Source organism: Streptomyces sp. NBC_00028, assembly GCF_045041065.1.
Lineage (GTDB): Bacteria > Actinomycetota > Actinomycetes > Streptomycetales > Streptomycetaceae > Streptomyces.
In genome coordinates, this window is the sequence record NZ_CP108293.1 from 646442 (window position 1) to 665817 (window position 19376).

Annotated in this window: 17 protein-coding genes; 7 read left to right on the top strand and 10 right to left on the bottom strand. The window is 71.6% G+C overall.

All coding sequences use genetic code 11. The features are described from left to right. Positions 1 to 105 precede the first annotated feature (105 nt). The 5 genes from dctA to OG885_RS02890 all read left to right on the top strand — a co-directional run bounded on the left by dctA (position 106) and on the right by OG885_RS02890 (position 5982). On the top strand, positions 106 to 1560 hold the full coding sequence (gene dctA, locus OG885_RS02870) for a C4-dicarboxylate transporter DctA (protein WP_405725404.1): 1455 nt from the start codon (positions 106 to 108) through the stop codon (positions 1558 to 1560). Next, positions 1560 to 2762, top strand: coding sequence for a glycerate kinase (locus OG885_RS02875; RefSeq protein ID WP_405725407.1), 1203 nt, complete (start codon positions 1560 to 1562; stop codon positions 2760 to 2762). Before dctA ends, OG885_RS02875 begins: the two co-directional genes overlap by 1 nt. Before the next feature lie 23 nt (positions 2763 to 2785). Then, positions 2786 to 3685 (top strand): LysR family transcriptional regulator, encoded by a 900-nt coding sequence (locus tag OG885_RS02880; protein WP_405725410.1) that lies wholly within the window; start codon positions 2786 to 2788, stop codon positions 3683 to 3685. A 131-nt stretch (positions 3686 to 3816) separates the two neighbouring features. After that, positions 3817 to 4896 (top strand): tartrate dehydrogenase, encoded by a 1080-nt coding sequence (locus OG885_RS02885; RefSeq protein ID WP_405725413.1) that lies wholly within the window; start codon positions 3817 to 3819, stop codon positions 4894 to 4896. A gap of 168 nt (positions 4897 to 5064) precedes the next feature. Further along, on the top strand, positions 5065 to 5982 hold the full coding sequence (locus OG885_RS02890) for an NAD-dependent protein deacetylase (protein ID WP_405725416.1): 918 nt from the start codon (positions 5065 to 5067) through the stop codon (positions 5980 to 5982). Positions 5983 to 6102: 120 nt separating this feature from the next. On the opposite strand, the gene OG885_RS02895 is transcribed toward OG885_RS02890, so the two are convergent. Next, positions 6103 to 6306: a cold-shock protein gene (locus OG885_RS02895; protein WP_059190954.1), complete on the bottom strand. Its 204-nt coding sequence runs from the start codon at positions 6304 to 6306 to the stop codon at positions 6103 to 6105. Between the two features lie 270 nt (positions 6307 to 6576). Continuing rightward, positions 6577 to 7503, bottom strand: coding sequence for a phytoene/squalene synthase family protein (locus tag OG885_RS02900; RefSeq protein WP_405725420.1), 927 nt, complete (start codon positions 7501 to 7503; stop codon positions 6577 to 6579). A 193-nt stretch (positions 7504 to 7696) separates the two neighbouring features. On the opposite strand from OG885_RS02900, the gene ligA reads away from it, so the two are divergent. Further along, positions 7697 to 9808: an NAD-dependent DNA ligase LigA gene (gene ligA / locus OG885_RS02905; protein ID WP_405725423.1), complete on the top strand. Its 2112-nt coding sequence runs from the start codon at positions 7697 to 7699 to the stop codon at positions 9806 to 9808. Positions 9809 to 9902: 94 nt separating this feature from the next. Here ligA and OG885_RS02910 read toward each other — a convergent pair whose 3' ends face one another. Beyond that, on the bottom strand, positions 9903 to 10589 hold the full coding sequence (locus OG885_RS02910; RefSeq protein WP_405725426.1) for a TetR/AcrR family transcriptional regulator: 687 nt from the start codon (positions 10587 to 10589) through the stop codon (positions 9903 to 9905). 53 nt (positions 10590 to 10642) lie between these two features. On the opposite strand from OG885_RS02910, the gene OG885_RS02915 reads away from it, so the two are divergent. Continuing rightward, a complete protein-coding gene (locus tag OG885_RS02915; protein ID WP_405725429.1) occupies positions 10643 to 11761 on the top strand; it encodes an FAD-dependent oxidoreductase in 1119 nt (372 codons plus the stop codon). Positions 11762 to 11812: 51 nt separating this feature from the next. Here the strand turns inward: OG885_RS02915 and OG885_RS02920 are convergent, their stop codons facing one another. The 7 genes from OG885_RS02920 to OG885_RS02950 all read right to left on the bottom strand — a co-directional run bounded on the left by OG885_RS02920 (position 11813) and on the right by OG885_RS02950 (position 19188). Then, positions 11813 to 12178 (bottom strand): hypothetical protein, encoded by a 366-nt coding sequence (locus tag OG885_RS02920; protein WP_405725432.1) that lies wholly within the window; start codon positions 12176 to 12178, stop codon positions 11813 to 11815. 20 nt (positions 12179 to 12198) lie between these two features. Further along, a complete protein-coding gene (locus tag OG885_RS02925) occupies positions 12199 to 12594 on the bottom strand; it encodes a VOC family protein (RefSeq protein WP_405725435.1) in 396 nt (131 codons plus the stop codon). Then, entirely contained in the window at positions 12591 to 13118 is a 528-nt protein-coding gene (locus OG885_RS02930; protein WP_405725438.1) for a hypothetical protein, read from the bottom strand. The genes OG885_RS02925 and OG885_RS02930 overlap by 4 nt, the downstream gene beginning before the upstream one ends. Positions 13119 to 13238: 120 nt before the next feature. Then, positions 13239 to 13976, bottom strand: a complete 738-nt coding sequence (locus OG885_RS02935; RefSeq protein WP_405725441.1) for a flavodoxin family protein — start codon at positions 13974 to 13976, stop codon at positions 13239 to 13241. 62 nt (positions 13977 to 14038) lie between these two features. Then, positions 14039 to 14755 carry a hypothetical protein gene (locus tag OG885_RS02940; protein ID WP_405725444.1) on the bottom strand — a complete coding sequence of 239 codons (717 nt, stop codon included), beginning with the start codon at positions 14753 to 14755 and terminating at the stop codon, positions 14039 to 14041. Then, the gene (locus OG885_RS02945) at positions 14752 to 15276 is read right to left on the bottom strand and encodes a SigE family RNA polymerase sigma factor (protein ID WP_405725447.1); all 525 of its coding nucleotides are present in this window, start codon (positions 15274 to 15276) and stop codon (positions 14752 to 14754) included. Before OG885_RS02945 ends, OG885_RS02940 begins: the two co-directional genes overlap by 4 nt. Positions 15277 to 15480: 204 nt before the next feature. After that, on the bottom strand, positions 15481 to 19188 hold the full coding sequence (locus OG885_RS02950) for a helix-turn-helix domain-containing protein (protein ID WP_405725454.1): 3708 nt from the start codon (positions 19186 to 19188) through the stop codon (positions 15481 to 15483). Positions 19189 to 19376: the final 188 nt, after the last annotated feature.

A 19376-nucleotide genomic window follows, 5' to 3' on the forward strand; every position in this document is an offset into this window, starting at 1 on the left:
CATCGATTTTTGGTCGTGGACCCCCCGCGCCGGGCCCGGGTTCACTGTGGCCCAAAGCTGGCGCGGACCGATCGGGCTCGGTGGCGCGCGATCAGGGAGGCTGCAATGACGCATACCCCGGGCAACGGACGAGCCGAGCAGGCCGCGCGTATCGCGGCCAAGCCGTGGTACCGGCAGTTGTACGTCCAGGTGCTGGTGGCGATCGTGATCGGCATCGTGCTGGGCTGGCGGTGGCCGGATCTGGCCACCGACATGGAGCCGATCGGCACGACGTTCATCACCGCGATGAAGATGCTGATCGGACCGATCGTCTTCCTGACGATCATCGGCGGCATCGCCGGCGTCGCGGACCTGAAGAAGGTCGGCCGCACCGGGATCAAGGCGCTGACCTACTTCCAGGTCGGCACGATCGTGGCGCTGCTCACGGGCCTGGTGGCGATCAACGTCTTCCGGCTCGGGGACGGTGTGCACGCCGATCCGTCGACGCTGCAGACCACGGGCGACGCGAGCCAGTACGTCGAACAGGGCGAGCACCAGCACTGGTGGGAGTTCCTCACCGGCATCGTGCCGGACAGTTTCTTCGGCCCGTTCGTCGAGGGGAAGATCCTCCAGGTGATCTTCCTGGCCGTCGTCTTCGGCATCGCGATCAAGCTGGTGGGCAGGACGGGCGAGCCGATCATCGCGGCCGTGGGACGACTGACCGAGGTCGTCTTCAAGGTCCTGTCCTTCGTGATGAAGGCGGCACCGCTGGGCGCCTTCGGCGCCATGTCGTACGCCATCGGCAAGTTCGGCCTGTCCACGCTGACCAGCCTCGGCTCGCTGATCCTCCTCTTCTACGTCACCTCGGCGCTGTTCGTCGTGGTCGTGCTCGGCGGTGTGCTCGCCCTGTACGTGCGGCTGAACATCTTCCAGCTCTTCCGCTACTTCAAGGAGGAGTTCTGGCTGATCCTCGGCACCTCGACCGCCGAACCCGCGCTGCCCGGGCTGATGCGCAAGCTCCAGTTCATGGGCGCCGAGCGGCCCACGGTCGGCCTCGTCGTGCCGACCGGCTACAGCTTCAACCTCGACGGCGCCGCGATCTATCTGTCACTGGCCACCCTCTACATCGCCCAGGCCACCGACACCTCCCTCTCCCTCGGCCAGCAACTCGGCCTGCTGGCCGTCATGTTGCTCACCTCCAAGGGCGCGGCGGGCGTCGCGGGCGGTGGTTTCATCGCGCTCACCGCCACGCTGTCGACGGTCGGTTCCGTCCCGGCGGCGGGCATCATGCTCATCTTCGGTATCGACAAGTTCATGTCGGAGTGCCGGGCGCTGGTGAACTTCTTCGGCAATGCCGTCGCCACCCTGTTCGTCGCCAAGTGGGAGAACGGGCTGGATCTGGAACGGGCGCGGGCCGTGCTGGCCGGGCGGGCGGGTGAGCCCTCGCTCACCACCGAGCCCGACCCCGAGCCCGAAATCAAGTCCGAGTCCGAGTCCGGGTCCGGGTCCGGGTCCGAGTCCGAGGTGGTACTGGCCAAGCAGCGCTCGGCCGCCGTTCACCCCGCCGAGGTGACGCCCTGATGCCCCCCGCCCTGATGCCCTCCGGCCTGACACCGTCCGTCCTGATCGCGCCGGACAAGTTCAAGGGCTCCCTCGCCGCCGATGCCGTGGCCCGCGCCGTGGCGGACGGGCTACGGGCCGCCGCCCCGCACGCTCACGTCACCACGCTCGCCCTCGCGGACGGAGGGGAGGGCAGCGTGGCCGCCGCCTGCACGGGCCGCTTCCGCGCCGAGACGGTCGTGGTGACGGGACCGGTCGGGGAGCCGGTGACGGCCTCCGTCGCCCGCGACGGCCGTACCGTCCTCGTCGAGGCCGCCGCCATGTGCGGCCTCGGCCTGCTGCCTCAGGGGCGTACGGCCCCGCTGACGGCCACCAGCCGCGGCATCGGCGAGGCCGTCCGGCACGCGCTGGCCGGCGGGGCCGACACGCTCGTCCTCGCGCTCGGCGGTGTCGCCACCACCGACGGCGGCGCGGGTCTGCTGCAGTCCCTGGGTGCCGTCCTCGCCGACGCCGACGGCACCCCCGTGGGCCCCGGTGGCCGCGGACTCACCGACCTCCACCACGTCGACCTCACCGAGGCCCGCGCCGCACTCGCGGGAGTCGACCTGATCCTCGCCACCGACGTGGACAACCCCCTGCTCGGAGCGCACGGCACCGCCGCCGTCTACGGCCCGCAGAAGGGGGCGACCGCCGACGACGTACGCGAGTTGGACGCGGCACTGACCGGCTTCGTACGACGGTTGGCGGCGGCCGGTGTGCCGGACGCGGACGGCCTCGCCCGTACCGCCGGAGCGGGCGCGGCCGGCGGGCTCGGGTACGCCGGGTTGCTGCTGGGCGGCCGTGTCCGCTCCGGGGCGGATCACTTCCTCACGCTGCTCGGTGCCGACGAACTCCTCGCGGACGCGGACCTCGTGATCACCGGCGAGGGCAGCCTGGACGAGCAGTCCCTGTCGGGAAAACTGCCGGTCGCCCTCGCGCGACGGGCCCGGCGGCAGGGCGTCCCCGTCCATGCGGTCGCGGGCCGGTGCACCCTGTCCCCCGAGCAGGCCGGCGCCCACTTCCGCTCGGTGCAGGCCCTGACGGATCTGACGGACCAGGACTGCGCCACCGACAGCGCGCTGTCCGCACAGCTGCTCGCACGGTACGGCCGCGCGGTCGCCGAGCGCTGGATCGGCGGCTGCGGGGAAGGCGCCGTGCCGGCGGCTAGGTTGACCCTGACCTAGGACGACCGATCGGCGGAGGCACCGTGGACGCGCGGCAGCTGGAGTACTTCCTGGCCATCGTGGAGCACGGCGGCTTCAGCAAGGCCGCTGCCGCGCTCCACGTGGCCCAGCCGTCGCTGTCGCAGGCCATGGCGAACCTGGAGGCCGACCTCGGCGTCGCCCTCTTCCACCGGGTGGGCCGGGGCGTCGTCCTCAGCGAGGCCGGCGCCGAACTGCTGGAGCCCAGCCGCCGTGTCCTGCGCGACCTGGCCGCCGTGCGCGACACCGCCGCCGCGCTCGCCGGGCTGCACGGCGGCACGGTGGAGGTGGCCACCATGCCCTCCCCCGGCATCGAGCCGCTGACCACCCTCGTCCACCGGTTCGCCGAGCTGCACCCGTCCGTCACGGTCAGCACCCAGGCCGCGTTCACGCCCGACGAGGTGGTGTCCCTGGTCCGCAGCGGCGCCTGCGAGCTGGGCCTGCTGGGGTCGGCGAGCCCCGTCAACCCGTCCGGGATCGACGTCCTGCACGTGGAGGACCAGCCGTTCGTGGTCGTCGCCGCCCCCGGCGGGGCCGTCGAGGACGATGTCACGGTCCGGCCCGAGGACCTGGCCGGGCAGAAACTCATCGCCTCACGCACGGGCAGCCTGATGCGCACCATCGTCGACGACATCACGGCGGGCGGCACCGGCACGGAGATCGTGACCATCGTCGACCACCGCACCTCCATCCTGCCGCTGGTCCTGACCGGCGTGGGCGTCGCCGTGCTGCCCTCCTCGTGGACCCGTCTGGCCCGCCGGTGCGGGGCCGTGGTGGCACCCATCGAACCGACCGCCCACCTCCATGTGGCGATGGTCAGCCTGCCCGCACATCTGACGCCGGCCGCCCGCGCGTTCCTGACCCTCACCAGGTCACTGGCGCAACGCCGGGTCCGCGGCGCCTGACATGTCGACGAGCCGCCGCGCAACCGATCGGCCACGCCTATACGTCGTATCGAATCCATGTCTTGGACGGGCCACCAGGACGCTGTGTTGACTCGAAGCGACCCCGAAATTCAGTCGGCCGGAGGCACTTCATGACCACCACACCCCGCACGTTCCGCATCGCCGCGATCCCCGCCGACGGCGTCGGCAAGGAGGTCGTCGCCGCGGGGCGTGCCGTCCTCGACGCCCTGGCCGAGGAGTCCGGCGGGGCCTTCGCCTTCGAGTGGCAGGAGTTCCCCTGGGGCTGCGAGTACTACGAGCGCACCGGCACGATGATGGACGAGGACGGGCTCGACCGGCTCAAGGACTTCGACGCCATCTACTTCGGCGCCGTCGGCTGGCCGAACGTCCCCGACCACATCAGCCTGTGGGGGCTGCGGCTGAGGATCTGCCAGAGCTTCGACCAGTGGGCCAACGTCCGCCCCGTGCACTTCCTGCCGGGCGTCACCAGCCCGCTGCGCAAGGCGGACGACACCGAGCTCGACTGGGTGGTCGTCCGCGAGAACAGCGAGGGCGAGTACGCGGGCCTCGGCGGCCGCAACCTCGGCGGTCGCGGACCCGGCGGTGAAGTCGCCGTCCAGTCCGCCCTGTTCACCGAGGTGGGCTGCGAACGGATCATGCGGTTCGCCTTCGACCTGGCCCGCACCCGGGCGCACAAGAAGGTCTCCTCCGTGACCAAGAGCAACGCCCAGCAGTACGGCATGGTCCTGTGGGACGACGTTTTCAAGCGGGTCGCCGCCGACTACCCGGACGTCGAGACCGAGAGCGTGCTCGTCGACGCGATGTCCGCGAAGTTCGTGCTCAGGCCGGAGGACCTCTCCGTCGTCGTCGCCTCCAACCTCAACGCCGACATCCTCTCCGACCTCGGCAGCGCCCTCGCCGGCAGCCTCGGGCTCGCCGCCAGCGCCAACCTCAACCCCGAGCGCCGCTTCCCGAGCATGTTCGAGCCCGTCCACGGCTCCGCTCCGGACATCGCGGGCCAGGGCCTCGCCAACCCGATCGGCGCGGTCGGCAGCGCCGCGCTGATGCTGGAGCACTTCGGGCTGCACGACCAGGCGGCCCGCCTCAACAAGGCCATCGAGGCCACGACGGCCGCCGGCATCCTCACCCGCGACGTCGGCGGCACCGCCTCCACGGAGGACGTCACCAAGGCGCTGATCGACGCCCTGTGAGCCACGCGGGCCAGGGAATCGGGGACGCCAGGTCGAGTCGTACGGGTTCGTCGCGGTCGCAGGGCAACGCGCCGTCGACGACCCGTACGGCGGCGACCTGGTACGGCAGGCACCGGCACGTTCGCCGGCCCCGCGTGACCGGTCTCCGGGATTTCGTACCCTTGCGGCATGCGCATGCGTCCCACCCTGAGCTGGACCCCTGCCGAGGATCTGCCCCCGGCCACCACGGATCTGGGCCCGGTCGTGGAGGTCCTGAGCGCCGGCGGTGTGCTGGTGCTCAGCGGGGCGGGTATCTCCACGGAGTCGGGCATCCCCGATTACCGGGGCGAGGGCGGGAGCCTTGGCCGGCACACGCCGATGACCTACCAGGACTTCACCGCGAGTGCCCAGGCCCGCCGTCGTTACTGGGCGCGCAGTCACCTCGGCTGGCGCACCTTCGGCCGGGCCCGCCCCAACGCCGGGCACCGGGCCGTGGCGGCGTTCGAGCGGCACGGCCTGCTCTCGGGGGTGATCACCCAGAACGTGGACGGCCTGCACCAGGCCGCGGGGAGCGAGGGTGTCGTCGAGTTGCACGGCAGCCTGGGCCGGGTCGTCTGTCTTTCCTGCCGTGCTGTCAGCTCGCGCCGGGCACTGGCCCTGCGGCTGGAGGAGGCCAACGCGGGCTTCGCGCCGACTGCCGCCGGGATCAACCCCGACGGCGACGCCGACCTCACCGACGCACAGGTGGGCGACTTCCAGGTGCTGCCCTGCCTGATCTGCGACGGCGTCCTCAAGCCGGACGTGGTGTTCTTCGGCGAGACGGTGCCCGCCACGAGGGTCGAGCAGTGCCGCCAACTGGTCCGCGACGCGAGAGCGCTACTGGTGCTGGGCTCTTCCCTGACCGTGATGTCCGGTCTACGGTTCGTCCGCCAGGCCGCCCAGGCCACCAAACCCGTGATCATCGTCAACCGGGACCCCACCCGAGGCGACTCCTACGCCCTCACCCGCGTCGCGCTGCCGCTGGGAGCAGCTCTGACCAGCGTGGCCGACGCACTGCACCTGAACGTCGGCACCGAGCCGACCGGGGGACGAACCGGGGAGGCTTGAGCAGGCCCACGCCTCCCGGAGGCTGTTCTGGAACCGCCTGTACGCCGCCGCGGTGCTCGACACACCGCGACGGCGTACATGGGTTCGACTGGCCCCCGTAGCCCGGGTACCGGGCCGGGATCAGGCGGGGGTGATGTTCTCCGCCTGCGGGCCCTTCTGGCCCTGGGTGATGTCGAAGGTCACCGCCTGGCCCTCCTGGAGCTCACGGAAGCCGGAGGCGTTGATGTTGGAGTAGTGCGCGAAGACGTCCGGACCGCCGCCGTCCTGGGCGATGAAGCCGAAGCCCTTTTCGGAGTTGAACCACTTCACGGTTCCGCTGGCCATGCTGATGCCTCTCAGTCGATGTCAGGAACCGCACCGCGCGGCCCTGGAGGTGATCGCCCTGGTCCGGCACTGCACAGCAAAACGCCCACGCCAAGGCGCGGGCAGGTACTGCGAACCACGACAGCTGGAGCAGACGCTACACGGCGAAGCGGATCATCTCCAGAGAGCGACAACTATGTACCGCATCGCGCCGGTTGGGACAGCGTGGCCGCGAGCCGTTGTGGGCGAGGACAAGTCGCCCCGGACCCTGCTTCACGCACGCGTACCCCCTCAGAACCGCAGGCCCCGGGCCGCGCGATATCCCCGCCACAGGACACGCAGGGCCGCGGACGGCGCCGGGCTCGCCCCGCGCTGAAGCAGGGAGCCGCTGTTGCGCCGCACGGCCTCGAGCCGGAGTTCCTGGACCGAGATCAGAGCGCTCAGGAAGGGCCGGTACTCCCGGGCTACGAGTTCCGGCAGGCTCCGGCACCGGGCGAGCACCGTACCCGCGCGCTCGGCCTGGGCGTCGACGAGACGTCCGACCGCCGGTGCGCACTCCTGTGGTCTCTCGCGCAGGCTCTCCAAGTCGAGACCATGCCGGTCCAGTTCGTCCTTCGGGATGCCGACACGGCCCTGGCCCACGTCCTCGGCAAGGTCGGCCAGGAAGTCGGTCCGTTGCATCGCCTCGATCAGGCGACGGCATCCGCGCTCGAACGGCTCATGCTGCTCGGCGTCCGGCGCAGGCCCGATCAGCGAGGCCGTCAGCATCAAGGCGGGCAGGGAGTAGCGGTCGACGTAGTCCTGGAAGTCCGCCTCGGTGGCGAAACCGGACCAGGTGGCCTCGACCGGCGCTCCGTCGAGGAAGCCTCGCACCCGCGCTCCCAGGACCGGATGACGCCCTGCCGTGTCGGCGAGGGCCCGGAGGGTTTCGTTCTCGGTGGGTCCGCCGGCCAGCGCTGCCGTGACCTGCCCGTCCCAGGAACGGAGCGTGTCCTGGCGTGTGCGGATGTCGCCGGAGTCGATGCGCCGGTCGGTCTCGTCCATGAAGGCGACGGCGGCGATGACAGCCGGGTGGATCGGGGCGGGGAGCAGCAACCTGGTCGCCAGGTACTCCTCGCGACGGTTGCGCCGTACGAGCGTTCGCTGGGCGTCGTAGGAATGCCGCAGGTGCGGGTCGGTGATGCCGGCCCGGGTCAGGGCGACGGACCAACGGGTCACTGCTCTCCTCGGATCTGTGCACTGTTGCCGACCGGGACCGGCCCGCCGCACCATCGGGACCGGACCGTCCGACCCTATGGTGCGGGCCAGCCGCGCCTCACCACGCCTCTCCACCGTCATCGGCGCCTGATGCGCCACCCGCGCCAGGTGCTCAGCGAGGGGATTGTCAGTGGTGGCAGGCAGGATGGCGGTCATGACGACACCAGCTGCACAGATCGTGGATGCCGCCGCCTACGCGCAGGCGGTCGAGGACGCCGTGAAGGCTGCGGCCGCCTATTACGGGGGCGGCACCTCGCCCCTGGACGACGACGTCTACGACCGGCTGGTGCGCGGCATCGCGCTGTGGGAGGCCGACCATCCCGACCAGGTGCTCCCGGACTCCCCCTCGGGCAAGGTCGCCGGCGGCGCCGTCGAGGGGGATGTTCCGCACACGGTGCCGATGCTCAGCCTGGACAACGTCTTCTCCGCCGAGGAGTTCACCGCCTGGTCCGCCTCGCTGGAGCGCCGCGTCGGCCACGACGTCACCTCGTTCAGCATCGAGCCGAAGCTCGACGGTCTGGCGGTCGCCGCCCGTTACTCCCGCGGCCGGCTGAGACAGCTGATCACTCGCGGCGACGGGACGGCCGGAGAGGACGTCAGCCACGCGATCGGCACCATCGAGGGCCTGCCCGGCACCCTGTCGGAGCCGGTCACCGTGGAGGTCCGCGGTGAGATCCTGATGACGACCGCGCAGTTCGAGCACGCCAACGACGTGCGCACGGACCATGGCGGGCAGCCGTTCGCCAACCCGCGCAACGCCGCGGCCGGCACCCTGCGCGCCAAGGACCGCGCCTACACCGTGCCGATGACGTTCTTCGGGTACGGCCTGCTTCCCCTGCCCGACACCGACCCGGCCCTCGCCGAGCGGCTCGGCGAGAGCGCGCACAGTCAGCTGATGGCTCGGGCCGCCGAGTTGGGCGTGAACACCACCGCGTCGACCGCCGTGCCCGGTACCGTCGCCGACGGCGTCGAGCAGGTCCTGAGCCGGGTGGCGGAGATCGCCGCGTTGCGCGCCGAACTGCCGTTCGGGATCGACGGGGTCGTCATCAAGGCCGACCTGGCCGCCGACCAGCAGACCGCCGGCTCCGGCACCCGTGCCCCGCGCTGGGCGATCGCCTACAAGCTCCCGGCCTTGGAGAAGATCACCCGCCTGCTGGAGGTGGAGTGGAACGTGGGCCGCACCGGCATCATCGCCCCGCGCGCGGTCCTGGAACCGGTGGAGATCGACGGCTCCACCATCACCTACGCCACTCTGCACAACCCGGCCGACATCACCCGCCGTGACCTGCGCCTGGGCGACCATGTCATGGTCTACCGCGCCGGGGACGTCATCCCCCGTGTCGAAGCCCCCGTCGCCCATCTGCGCACCGGCGAGGAGCAGCTCATCGTCTTCCCCGAGGCGTGCCCGCGCTGCGGGTCGGCCATCGACACCAGCGAGCAGCGCTGGCGCTGCGAGAACGGCCGCAACTGCCATCTGGTCGCGTCGCTGTCCTACGCCGCCGGCCGCGACCAGCTCGACATCGAGGGCCTCGGTCACACCCGGGTCGTCCAGCTGGTCGATGCCGGTCTGGTCGCCGATCTCGCCGACCTGTTCGCCCTCACCCGCGAGCAGTTGCTGGCCCTGGACCGGATGGGCGAGACCAGCACCGACAACCTCCTGGCCGCGCTGACCGCGGCGAAGGCCCAGCCGCTGTCGCGGGTGTTGTGCGCGCTGGGGGTGCGGGGCACGGGCCGGTCCATGTCCCGGCGGATCGCCCGGCACTTCGCCACCATGGACAACATCCGGGCCGCCGACACCGAAGCGATGCAGCGGGTCGAGGGCATCGGCACCGAGAAGGCCCCGTCCATCGTCGCCGAACTCACCGAACTGGCCCCGCTCATCGACAAACTCGCCGCGGCCGGGGTCAACATGACCGAACCCGGCGCCACCGCGCCGCCCCCGGCCGACGCAGACGCTGACGCTGACGGAGACGGAGACGGCACCGACGAGTCCGGGGCAGCCGCGACGACGGATCTGCCGCTGGCCGGGATGACCGTCGTCGTCACCGGCTCGATGACCGGCGCTCTGGAGAAGCTCTCGCGCAACCAGATGAACGAGCTCATCGAGCGAGCCGGAGGCCGCTCCTCCTCCAGTGTCTCCAAGAAGACCTCCCTGGTCGTCGCCGGAGACAGCGCGGGGTCCAAGCGCGCCAAGGCCGAAGACCTCGGTATCCGGCTGGCCGCACCGGACGAGTTCGCCGCACTCATCGCCGACTTCCTCGACTGACCTGCGCCGCGGGGTCCGGCCCGCGCCGGTCCCGCCGCTCCCGCGGGTTCCGCCAAGAAGTCGGGCTGACCGCATCCGGGGGCTCTTGGGATGGTCAAGGCCGCTCGAGTCTCGCGGCCACGGCGTCGAGGACCCAGTCCAGGCCGGTCGCGAAGGAGGTCTCGGTGTCCACGTCGGTGCCCTCGTGCACGGCCTTGGCCAGCGCCGGGAAGCGGCCGGTGGCCAGCATCCTGGTCACATGCGGGCCGGACGCGCGTCGCCAGTCGTGCTTGGACAGGCCCGTGGCGCGTTCGGCCCGCAGGTTGGCGATCTCGCGCCTGATCGCGCCGGTCGTATAGGCGCCGACCGTCTCCGTGGCGCGCACGGCCGTGTCGATGTCGACGAGGCCGTCCAGGGCCGCCAGTTTGGCCTCGGTCACGGCGAGGCCGTTGGGGCCCAGGCTGGGACGGCCGCCGAGCAGGTCGGCCAGCCACTCGTGGCGCAGGGCGGCCTTCCTGGTGCGGTGGGCGAGCACGCGGAGCGCCTCCCGCCAGTCGCCGGGCGGCTCCTCGGGGAGGATCTCGGCCTGGACCTCGTCCACCATGAGGTCGAACAGTTCTTCCTTGGTCGCGATGAAGCCGTACAGCCGCATCGGGCCGGCGTTCAGCCGGGCGGCCACCTTGCGCAGCGACACCGCTTCGAGACCGCCCTCGTCGGCGAGCGCGACGGCGGCGGCGACGATCCGCTCCCGGTCGAGCGGCACGGGGCGAGTCGGCGGCTCCGGCCGGTCCCAGACAGTCATGTTCACATCGTACGGTTGCGATGCGACGTATCGGATCAATACAGTGTATCGACATGAGACATCGCATCGCCGTGGTCGGGAGCGGTCCCGCCGGCCTCACCTTCGCCCGTGTCCTGCACCGCCACGGCCATCCGGTCACCGTTCTCGAACGCGATCCCTCCCGCACGGCCCGGCCCCCGGGCGGCACGCTGGACCTGCACAAGGGGCTCGGCCAGGTCGCGCTGGAGAAGGCGGGGCTGCTGGCGGAGTTCGAGGCGCTGTCCCGCCCCGAGGGGCAGGCCATGCGCATCCTGGACACGGACGGGACCGTTCTGCGCGACTGGCCGGCCCGTCCGGACGACCGGGCCAATCCCGAGATCGACCGCGGGCACCTCCGTGACCTGCTCCTCGGCCCGCTGGAGGTCCAGTGGGGGCAGGAGGTGACACAGGTGGTGCCGGGGGGCCGGGACGGCGCGACGGTCCGCTTCGCGGACGGGCGGCAGGAGGCGTTCGACCTCGTGGTCGGCGCGGACGGCGCCTGGTCCCGGACCCGTCCGGCCGTGTCGTCGGTGACACCGCACTACACCGGCGTCACCTCGGTCGAGACCTCCCTCGACGACATCGACACCCGCCACCCCGACCTGGCCCGGCTGATCGGCGAGGGTTCCATGGCGGTGTACGGCGTGAACCGCGGCATCGTCGCCCAGCGCAACAGCGGCGGCCACGTCAAGGTGAACGCCCAGTTCCGTACGCCGCTGGACTGGCACACCGGCCTCGACCCGGCGGACGTGGAAGCCGTGCGCTCGAGCCTGCTGGGCCTGTTCGAGGGCTGGGCCGCGCCCGTCCTCGACCTCCTCCGGCACGGCGCGGCCTTCGTCCACCGTCCCCTCTACGTACTGCCCGAGTCCCACACCTGGCCCCACGTCCCCGGTGTGACGCTCACGGGCGACGCCGCCCATCTGATGCCCCCGTTGGGGGCGGGCGCGAACCTCGCGATGCTGGAAGGGGCCGAACTCGCCGAGGCCATCGCCACCGGTCCGGACGATCTGGACAAGGCGGTCCGCGCCTTCGAGGAACAGATGTGGGCCCGGGCCGGAAAATGGGCGAAGATCACGATGTCCGGTCTGGAACGCCTGGTGAGCCCGGACCCCGCCAACGCTCTCGCCGTCTTCGACCAGGTCCAGCCGTCCTGACCGCCCGGCGCGACAACGGCGGCACGGCACCGCCGCGGCGTCTCCGTCGGATCACCCCTCGCCGAGAAGCTCGGGATCAGGAACCGGCTGACCGATCCGGGACGGCCAGTCAGGGCGGAACCGTGCCACGAAGTCCGTGAAGTCGTCCCGCAGATACCGCGAGTCGCACGGCTTCAGCCGGATCTGCCGACGGTCGTCGGCCCACCAGATCTCGAAGTCGGCGACCGTACCTTCCACCGGCCAATCCTCCCCGCGATCCGGAAGCAACGCCACGTCCACGAAGCCTCCGACGCACAGGCCGATGTCCACGAAGATCCCGATCACACCGGGCCTGGGAACCTTCACGACCGTTCCCTCGACGACCTGCCCGAAGCGCAACCCCCGCCGGACACTGGCCCACTCAGCATCTGTCACCATGAACGCCCCCTGGTCGCAAGCTAGTTCTGCGGCGCCAAGGAGCGAAGCACGCAGAACTCGTTGCCCTCCGGGTCCGCCATGACCACCCAGTTCCGGCCTGGGCCCTGGCCCACGTCCGCCTTGGTGGCGCCGAGGCCGAGCAGTCTGGCCACCTCGTCCTCGGTGCTGCCGTCGATCGGGCTGACATCGAGATGAAGCCGGTTCTTCGCGGCCCTGCCCTCCGGCACCTGGACGAACAGCACGGTGGGCGGCATCTGACGGGCCCGTACCTCCTCGACGGTCGGCACCCAGGACCCGATCTCGACCTTGCCCTCGCTCCGCTCGATCACCTTGAAGCCCAGGACCTCGCACCAGAAGGCGGCGAGTCTCTCGGGATCGTGGCAGTCAACGGCCAACTCGGTGAACCTGCTTGTCATGACTCTCCCGGATAGTGCGGACGGGACTCAGCATATGGGCCGGCTGACGCCCAGCTGTCGGCCCGCGACCCGGCCGCGCCCACGCCGCACACCCACACACGAACCGGCACGTGCGCCGCCTGATCCCCCGCATCATCCAACTCCGCCCAGGCGACGCCCCCTGGCTCCGCATCGGCGAGGAACCCCGCCACGATCGGCCCAGGTTCGTGGCACGGCACATAGGCACCGCCGAACGGCAACGCGTCCGGGGCCACCGAGCCCGTCGAGCACCTGAGCTGTCCCGCCTGCTCGTCGTGCCACACATAGAACGTCGCCACGCCGGAGAATCCCAGCTCACGGACGCGACCCCGGACAGCTGAGGCCGTCCGCCCGAACGCGGCCACCACGTCGGAGACGGACAGCGACCTCCTGTCCTCGGGCTCCGCACTCAGCCACCAGGTGTTGGCCGCCCATTCCACACGCCGGTCAGCGGGATCCAACACCAATGCCTCGTCCGCCACCTCGGCGATCCATTCCAGCAGCACGGTGGAAGTATCCCGGAACTCGGCGCCCCACCACGGCCCCCCGTCTCGTCGCCCACGCCCGCCAAGGGGCCCGGACGGCGACACCCCGTGGTGCGCCGCCTGGGCCGTCGGCGTGCTCCCTCAGCGGTGTTCGGGGTTCTCCGCCCCCGGTCGGCAGCCCGCGTCCCACTGGGAGCGCTGGTTGCCGTACGCGGGGATGCCGCCCGCCCGCTTCAGCAGGGCGGCGGTGTGCATGAGGTTCCAGGTCATGAAGGACGTGTTGCGGTTGGTGAAGTCGTTCTCCGGGCCGCCCGAACCGGGGTCGAGGTACGACGGTCCCGGGCCGGCCGGTCCGATCCAGCCGGCGTCGGCCTGGGGCGGGATCGTGTAGCCGAGGTGCTGGAGGCTGTAGAGGACGTTCATCGCGCAGTGCTTCACGCCGTCCTCGTTGCCGGTGATCAGACAGCCGCCGACGCGGCCGTAATAGGCGTACTGGCCCTGTGGGTTGAGGATGGCGGAGCAGGCGTAGAGGCGCTCGATCACTCGCTTGGTCACCGAGCTGTTGTCGCCGAGCCAGATCGGCCCGGCGACGACCAGGATGTCCGCCGCCATCACGCGCTCGTACAGTGCGGGCCACTCGTCGGTGGCGAAACCGTGCTCGGTCATGTCCGGGTAGACGCCAGGGGCGATGTCGTGGTCGACGGCACGGACCTCTGACGTGGTGACCCCCCGCGCCATCATGATCTCCGCGCTCTTGTCGATCAGCCCCTGAGTGTGGCTGAGCTGCGAGGACGGTTTGAGGGTGCAGTTGATGAACAGAGCGGTCAGGTCGTCGAAGCGGTACGCGGCGTCGGTGGCGGGCGCGGGTTCGGTTGTCATGAGGGCAGCTTCTCGCGAGTGTTCCGTTTTGTCCCGGTCACACGCGGCTCGTCCGCCGCCGCTCACCGTCCCCCCATCCGGGCCAGCTCCTCCCCGTCGGCGCCGTACACCCGGAACTGCGCGTCGCCGAGCAACCCTTCGCTCGCGTCGGCGGGTTGCGGTGCGCCGACCGCGTAGGAACTCACATAGGCCGGACGGCCGGCCAGCCGCACGATGGGGAGGACGGTGGTCCGGCCGTTCTCCGTCATCGTGATGCGGGCGGCGGGCGTCTTCCCGGTGTACGCGAAGACGTACACCATCCCGTTGGCCAAGGGGTGCGTGTTGAAGGTCATCGGGATGGCTCCCGGCTGCTCCACGTCCAGGTACCCCACACAAATGGGTTTCTCGTCAGCCGGGTTCGCGTCGCAGTACTCACGCTTCTTGAGCATGTACCAGACGCCGAGTCCCGCTTCGATCCGCTCCCCAGGTCGTACGACACGGACCGGCGAGCGGTCCTCGGCCGGGTCGTGGCTGGCGGAGGGGCCGGGCGTCGGCGCTTGGGTGCTGGAGACTGCGGGCGAGTGCGTGGTCTCGTGGGGCAGGACCAGCCGGACGGCCGGCGCGGTCAGCAGCGCGACGGCCAGCGTGGCGGTCACCAGCCTGCGGCGCCGCTTGATGAGCCTGGCCCGGTGGACGACTCGGTCACGCGGGAACGCCGTGGGGGCGCAGTCCCGTGCGGCTTCGTCCAGCATCTGCCAGAGCTCGGGGGACGGTGGCTGCGGGGAGATGTCGGTACTCATGCCCGGGGTCCGTCCTGTTCCGTGTGCGCCGTCCCACCGGCGTAGTCCGACAGGGCCGCGCTGGAGCGCAGCTTCTTCAGCGCCCGGCTGGCCTGGCTCTTCACGGTGCCGACGGAGCAGCCGAGGAGGTCCGCCGTCTGCTGTTCGCTCTGGCATTCCCAGTAGCGGAGCACGACGATGGCCCGCTGGCGGGGCGGCAGCGTGGCGAGGGCGTCGAACAGTTCCGAGCGCGTCTCGTAGTTCTCGCTGCCGGACGGGCCGCGCTGCTCGGGCAGGTGGGGTGTGAGGAGTTGTACCACTCGTCGTTTGCGCTGCCGGGTGGTGTTGTTGTTGATGAGCGCGCGGCGGACGTACTGGTCGGGGGCGTCCAGGGTGCGTATGTGATGCCAGCGCAGATAAATCTTCGCCAGCGTCACCTGGACGAGGTCCTCCGCCTCGTGATGGTCGCCGTTGGTCAGCAGATACGAGGTACGCAGCAGCCGCGGCCACCGGACGGCGGCGTACGTCTCGAAATCCCGCATGTCGCACGCGTCATGTGCGTCGTTCGCGCCGTGCGGGTCATACGCGCGAGCCTCTTTCTCATCGTCCCCCGGCCCCTCTCCGCGTGAGGCGATGGGCATTGGGCTGGTCATCACACGCACCCCGGTTCACCCCGATTCCTTCCCCGGTGCGCGCTGGTCAGGGCGCGCACGATGTCCTCCTCAGTAACACCCCTCCTGGAGGGCTCAGGTTGCACGCGCCGGGCAGCCGGATTCAGCGGCCCCGGCGTCCGGATGGCGGGACCGTTCGACGGCGGTGAGAGACCGGCCGACGGTCGCGCAGAGGGTGCGGACGGCCTCGGCGGGGTCGGGCAGGTCGACGGTCCACAGGCCGACGGAGCTGCCCGTGGCGATCGCCAGGGTGCGGCCGTCCGGGCTGAACGCCATCGCCGTGGGCGAGCGGGTCGGCAGGGTGCCTCTCTTCTGGGTGGTGCCGAGATCCCAGAGCTGGACTCCGCTCACGGTGCTCATGGCCAGGGTGCGTCCGTCGGGGCTGTACGCCGGCGAGGTCACCCCTTCGCCGACGCCGAAGTCGGCCAGGAGATCACCGGTCCGCATGTCCCACGTCCTCACCTGGCCGTTGCTCGTACCGACGGTGGCGAGGGAGCTTCCGTCCGGGCTGAACGCGAGGGACAGTGGGCCGCGGATGCCCGGGCGCAGGGTGCGCGCTGTGCGGCCGGTCGCGGGGTCGAGCAGGGTGACCCGATCGCCGTCGTCCTCGATGCCCACGACGGCGAGGGTGCGGCCGTCCGGGGGGAACGCCAGCCCTCTCGCCAGCTCGCCGCCGCCTGCGTGGACGGTGTGCACCGCGCCGGTCGACAGGTGCCAGATCCGTACCGCGCCCTTCGCCCCGACGAAGGCGAGGCGGGTTCCGTCGGGACTGAAGACCGCCGTGTCGGCGGCGTCCAGGGCCCGGCTTTCGCGCAAGCGGCCCGTGGCGAGGTCCCGGACCTCGATCACCTGGTCCTTGCCCGCCCGGGCCACCAGGGCCCGCCCGGCGGGGTTGAAGCCGAGCGCCGCGAGGCGGGAGCTCACGAAGGGCAACCGCGGTCCACTGAGCTCCGGAGCGGCTTCGGGTGCCAACGCCAGGGTGGCTCGGGCGTCGCCGGTCCGGGCATCCCACAGACGTACGGCCCCACGCCCCGGCGGCCCTTGGTCTACCGCGGACACCAAGCTTCCGTCCCGGCTGAAGCTCAGGCCGGTGACGTGCGTGCCGGTGGGGCCCGGCAGCGTGGTCCGTGGGCGGTCGGCGGACAGACTGTGGACGCGGGCGGCAGGGTCCGTGTTGCTGCTGGTCACGAGGGTGCGGCCGTCCTCGTCGAGGGCCACCGTCACGGCCCCCCGGCCGTGGTGACCGGCGGTGACGGTGGCGATCGCCGTACCGGAGACCGTGTCCCACAGGCGGACCGTGTCACCACTGCCGAAGAGGGCGAGGGTCCGCCCGTCCCCGCTGAACCGCAGTCCGTTCAGGGCCACGGGGACATCTCTGATGGTGCGCCGGATCGCGCCGGTGGCCGTCTCCCGCAGTTGCACCGAACCGTCGGTGCCGGCGATCGCACAGGTCCGCCCGTCGGGGCTGAGAGCCACGGCGCCGCCGCCCCCGATCAGGCTGTCCCGTGAGGTGCGGGTGCGGCCCGTGGCCAGGTCCCACACCCGCGTCTGTCCGCCGAGTCCGACCGCGCCGACGGTACGGCCGTCGGGGTCGAAGGCGACCCCTTGCGGGTCGGGATGGTCGGTGAAGCGGTGTCGGGTACGGCCGGTGGACACCTCCCACACCCGTACCGCCGCCGGGGAGGTGGCCGCCACGCTCCGGCCGTCGGGGCTGAAGGCGAGCGAGCGGACCGCGCCGTCGGGTATCGGGAAGGTGCTGAGCTTCCTGCCGGTCGCCGGATCCCACAGGGTCACCGCCGCACCGGCGTCACCGGTGGTGGCGACGGCGAGGGTGCCTCCGTCGGGGCTGAGGGCCGCGACCTGGCTGTCCTCGTCGTCGGCGGACGCGGTGAACGCCTGCCGGAGGCGGCCCGCGGGCAGGTCCCAGATCCGCACCCTGCCGTCCGAGCTGTGGGTGGCGAGGGTGTGTCCGTCAGGGGTGAGGGCGAGGGACTCCACCGGTGCGGTGCCGTCGGCGAGGCGCTCGCGCAGCGGTGACGCGGCGGCGGCGTACAGGGCCGCGGCGGCCTCACGGGTCGGGCTGGTCCGGTAGGCGTGCACGGCGAGGAGGGAGGCGAGGTCGGGATCCGAGTCGAGCAAGGCACGGGACTGGGCGGCGAGTTGACGGGACTGGGCGGTGTGCTGGGCGCTGACCGCGCTCCGCCACTGCCCCACGGCGAGGCCGGCGGCGACCAGGGCGAGGCACAGGGCGGTGGTGACCGCGGTGAGCACCAGTCGGTACCGGCGACGGCCTCGCCGTGTGTCATCGCGGCTGGCGTCGAGGAAGTCCCGTTCCAGCTCGGTCAGTTCCCCGCGCGGCGCGCCGCCGAAGTGTTCCTGTGCGGCGGTGAGCCTGCTGCCCCGGTACAGGGCGCCCTTCTCCCGGCCCAACTCCCGCCAGGTGTATGCCGCTTCGGTCAGGTTCCGGTGTGCGCGCAGGCGTTCACGGTCCGCGTCGATCCAGCCGCGCAGCCGGGGCCACGACGTGATCAGGGCCTCGTGGGCCATCTCGACCGTGTCGCCGTCCAGGGTGAGCAGCCGTGCCCGGGCGAGTGCCTCCACCACCGCGGCCGTGTCGTCCCGGCCGGTGCCGGGCAGTTCGGCGCGCCGGAGGGGACGACGGGTGTCGGGGGTGCCGTCCCCGGGGGCGACCAGGCGCAGCAGCACCCGGCGGGCGGCGGTCGCCTGGTCGTCGGTGAGGCCGTCGTAGATCTTCTCGGCGGTGGTGGCGATCGCGCCGTCCAGGCCTCCGGCCGCCTCGTACCCCGCCACGGTCAGGGTCTTGCCGCGGCGTCTGCGCCAGGTCTCCAGCAACGCGTGGGACAGCAGCGGCAGTCCGCCCGGCTCGTCGGCGACCTCCTTCACCAGCCGGGCGGTGAGGGCGCGTTCCACGGTCAGTCCGGCGGCCGTGGCCGGCTTGACGACGGCGTCCCGCAGTTCCACCGGGCTCATCGCTCCGGCCAGGAGGTTGGCGTCGCGCAGGGCGTCGGCCAGCTCGCGGTGCTCGGCGCAGCGGCCGTAGAAGTCGCCGCGCACCGCCAGCAGCACACGCAGACGGGCGGCGGGCTGCCGGGCGGTGAGCAGCAGATCGATGAAGCGTGCGCGCTCGGCCGGGTCCTGGCAGAGCGTGAAGACCTCCTCGAACTGGTCGACGATCACGAAGGTGTCCGCCTCGGCGGGGGCGGGTTCCAGCAGGGAGGCATGGCTGCGGACGGGATGCTCGCCCGGCGTCAGGATCCTGATCGCGGCCGGCCGCAGGCCCGGCTCCCGTGTCGTTCGCAGGACGGGGATCAGGCCGGCCCGCAGCAAGGAGGACTTGCCGCTGCCGGAGGGGCCGAAGACGGCGGCGAACCGTCGTCCGCGCAGCAGGTCGACGAGGCCGGCGGTGAGCCGGTCCCGGCCGAAGAAGAGGTCGCTGTCGCCGGTCTCGAACCTCGCCAGGCCCCAGTACGGCGGGAGAGTGCCGTCGTCGTCACCGGCCGCTCCCTCCGCGGCTTCCCTCCACCGCGCCTCCCACTGCGCCAAGTCCCCACCGCACGCCCGCGCATAGGCCAGGGCCACCGGCAGCGTCGGCAACTGCTCGCCCGCCGCGGCCTGCGACAACGTACTCACCGAGTAGCCCGCCCGCCGTGCCAGCGACCGGTAGGTCATTCCCTCCGCCGCCCTCAACTCACGTAACCGGTACGCGAATCGCTGCACCGGTCCCGCCGCCGGATCGACCGGCAGCTCACGACGCCCCGCCACACCTTCCCCCCTCCGGCCGCCCCTGCTCCACCGCGGACAGCCGTTACACGTACGTCCCGGACCACCGAACGGCTCAGCCGGCCGCCGCATTGTTCGGCCGTCGGATCGGCGCTGCCGAACAATGCGCCGCCCGCTGGACTCGTCCACGGAAAGGCCCATGGCACACCTCACCGAATGGACGACACCCG